Source organism: Stenotrophomonas sp. HMWF023 (assembly GCF_003060985.1).
GTDB classification, from domain to species: domain Bacteria; phylum Pseudomonadota; class Gammaproteobacteria; order Xanthomonadales; family Xanthomonadaceae; genus Stenotrophomonas; species Stenotrophomonas lactitubi.
The window spans coordinates 1-2,830 of sequence record NZ_QAIJ01000349.1 but is presented as its reverse complement, the minus strand read 5'-3'; the positions used below and the strand labels follow the sequence as shown (position 1 = coordinate 2,830).

Sequence of the window (2,830 nt, the reverse complement as noted above, 5' to 3'; positions counted from 1 at the left end):
TTCCATGACGGACCAGCCCGACCCCCGCCCTGCCCCCGGCACCGCCATCGGACCGCCTGCGCGCGTGCGCGCGGTTGTCGACGACGGGCGCGGCGACCGGGTGGTACTGCAGGGTGGGAACAGCGTGGCCTTGCAGCAGTTGTTTGCCGGGGCCGATGCGCCCGAGCCGCTGCTGGCCGCCTTCGCCAATGGCATGGCCACCCTGCCCGGCGAGCTGGGCGACATGGGCGACCGCCTGCAGTCGGCGCAGGCCAGTGCAGACTGGCCGCGCTATGGCCGGGCGATGCGGCAGCTGATCGACAAGTACATCCGCACCATCGACCAGCATTCGCCCGATGGCCAGCCCGACAGCCTGCGCTTGTCCGAACAGCTGCGGTTGCTGCTGGGCGGCGCGGTGGTGGCGCTGCTGCAGCACGATCCCGACCTGCGCGAACAGGCCCAGGCACTGGCCGTACGCCTGCGCCAGTGGCAACCGGGCGCGGCGCTGGAGCCGATCGAACAAGGTGCGCGCGAGCTGGGTCACCAGATCGGCGTGCGCGCCGAGAGCTGGCAGGAACAGCAGGCACTGCTGCTGGAATTGTTTGCACTGCTGCTGGAGAACGTCAGCGAGCTGCTGGATGACCGCAGTTGGCTGCAGGGTCAGATCGCAGCCGTGCGCCAGTTGCTGGCCGGGCCGCTGGAGGCCGAGTCGGTCGAGCGCACCCGCGCCGAGCTGCGCGAAGTGATCTACAAGCAGGGCCTGCTGCGGCAGGGAATCGACGATTCGAAAGCGGCCATGCGTAGCTTGATGGGCGAGTTCATCGAGCGCATGGACGGCATGGCTGCCAGTACCGGTGAATACCACGACCGCATCGGCAGCTACGCGTTGCAGTTGCGCGAGGCGCGCAGCATCTCCGACCTCAACCACCTGCTGCAGGAAGTGATGCAGGACACCGGCAAAGTGCAGCAGCAGGCGGCGCAGGCACGCGATCACCTGGCCAGCGCACGGCAGGAAGTGGAACGCGCGGAACAGCGCATCAACCAGCTGGAACAGGATCTGCGCGCGGCCGGCGATCTGGCGCGTATCGATCCGCTGACCCAGGCCCTGAACCGGCGCGGCCTGGACGAACTGCTGCAACGCGAGCTGGCCCGCGCCGCCCGCAACAACTCGCCGTTGGGGCTGGCGGTGATCGATCTGGATGATTTCCACCAGACCAACGACGAACACGGCCACGCCGGCGGCGACGCGCTGCTGCAGCATTTGGTGGCGGTGTGCCGCCTGCTGCTGCGTGCCACCGATGGCATCGCCCGGCTCGGTGGCGACGAGTTCGTGCTGGTACTGCCGGAAACCCCCGGCGCGGACAGCATGGCCACCGTGCAGCGCCTGCAGCGTTCACTGGCGCATCGCGTGCTGACCGTGCAGGACCGGCGGGTACCGGTGCATTTCAGTGCCGGGATTTCGCAATGGCAGCCGGGCGACGACGCGGATTCGATGCTGCGACGCGCCGATGACGCCCTGTATGTGGCCAAGCGCGAAGGCAAGAACCGGGTGCACGCGGGATAGTTCCCCGGCACACAGGAAACCGCTTGGTAGGTGCCAACCTTGGTTGGCACGCGCAGGAATCAAACCGCCGACCAAGGTCGGCCTCTACCGGGCTGGGCGCTGGCCCTACTTGCCGCGCAGCTTCTGCACGCCGGTCACCACCGCCAGCACGATCGCACCGGCAATGATGCCGACCACCATGTTGCCCAGCGCGTTGACCAGCCAGCCCCACTGGCCTTCACCGCCCAGCGCCTGCACCGCGTGGTGCAGCGCCGGCACGTTGTGCACCAGGATGCCACCACCGACCAGGAACATCGCCGCGGTACCGGCCACCGACAGGAACTTCATCAGCCATGGTGCCGACACCAGCAGGCCGCGGCCAACTGCCGCCAGCGCCGCGCCCTTGCGCGACAGGTACAGGCCCAGGTCATCCAGCTTGACGATGCCGGCGACCAGCCCATAGACGAACACGGTCATCCCCAGCGCGATCACCACCAGGGTGCTGACCTGGTTGATGAACGACGCCGTGGCGACCACACCCAGCGACAGCACGATGATTTCGGCCGAGAGGATGAAGTCGGTGCGGATCGCGCCCTTCACCTTGTCCTTCTCCCACGCGACCATGTCCACCTGCGCATCGGCCAGCGCCTTGCGCCGTTCGGCCTGGTGTTCGGCGTCCTCATCGGCTGAATGCAGGAAACGGTGCGCCAGCTTCTCCACGCCCTCGAAGCACAGGAAGGCACCACCGATCATCATCAGCGGCACGATCAGCGGCACGTTCCAGCCGCGGCTGTGCAGCCAGGCTTCCAGCGCGCTGATCGCCAGCGCCGCCGGCACCAGGATCACCTTGTTCACCAGCGAGCCCTTGGCCACCGCCCACACCACCGGTAGTTCACGGTTCGCATTGACGCCGGTCACCTGCTGCGCGTTCAGCGCCAGGTCGTCGCCCAGCACGCCGGCGGTCTTCTTGGCGGCGACCTTGGTCAGCACCGAGACGTCGTCGAGCAGGGAGGCGATATCGTCGAGCAGGGCAAACAGGCTGGCACCGGCCATGGGGGATCCAGTAAAGGGAATGAGCGGATTCTGACCGATCCTGCGCCGCCTGCGGTAGCGGGTTCACCGCGCGCCTACCGCGGCGCAGGGACACTGGCAGCGTATTCCGATCCCGCCGGGCATGGCCCGGCGCTACCCGGCCGCCAGATCACGGCCGCCGGGGCGTCGCTTTCGAGGAGTTCTGTTTGAGCAAGCCGCCCACCGCCGCAGGCAATCCCCCGCTCATTCGTGGCATGAACCGGCGCAGCCAGATCC

General features: G+C 68.0%; 2 protein-coding genes. One reads left to right on the top strand and one right to left on the bottom strand.

The window, feature by feature from the left end:
- Window positions 1-4: 4 nt before the first annotated feature.
- On the top strand, window positions 5-1,543 hold the full coding sequence (locus DBR20_RS21220) for a GGDEF domain-containing protein (RefSeq protein ID WP_108268278.1): 1,539 nt from the start codon (window positions 5-7) through the stop codon (window positions 1,541-1,543).
- Between the two features lie 105 nt (window positions 1,544-1,648).
- Here the strand turns inward: DBR20_RS21220 and DBR20_RS21215 are convergent, their stop codons facing one another.
- Window positions 1,649-2,575 (bottom strand): DUF808 domain-containing protein, encoded by a 927-nt coding sequence (locus DBR20_RS21215; RefSeq protein ID WP_089237428.1) that lies wholly within the window; start codon window positions 2,573-2,575, stop codon window positions 1,649-1,651.
- Between the last annotated feature and the right edge of the window lie 255 nt (window positions 2,576-2,830).